Source organism: Photobacterium sp. R1 (assembly GCF_054600795.1).
Genome location: NZ_BAAHZP010000748.1, coordinates 1 through 253, shown reverse-complemented (window position 1 = coordinate 253; position 253 = coordinate 1). Strand labels below are relative to the sequence as shown.

Sequence of the window (253 nt, the reverse complement as noted above, 5' to 3'; positions counted from 1 at the left end):
CTGTGAAAAGCATCGGTTAATGTTTCTTTTTGTTACGTTTTTTGGTCTTCATTTTATAAAGATCCAAACGTCGATGCTTTAGGTTAGTGACAGAGCCTTCGTTGTGCAATAGTTTTAGTTTCGATAAGTCGACATCTGCGAAAATAATCATTTCGGTATTCGCATTGGCTTCCGTGATGATGGCATCATGCGGAAAATACACGTCAGAAGGCGAAAATACGGCTGATTGAGCATATTGAATATCGACATTATC

General features: G+C 38.3%; 1 pseudogene. It reads right to left on the bottom strand.

Annotated elements, in window-relative coordinates:
• Positions 1-16 precede the first annotated feature (16 nt).
• A pseudogene (locus ACYP03_RS27070) lies at positions 17-253 on the bottom strand (hydrolase); the annotation flags it as partial.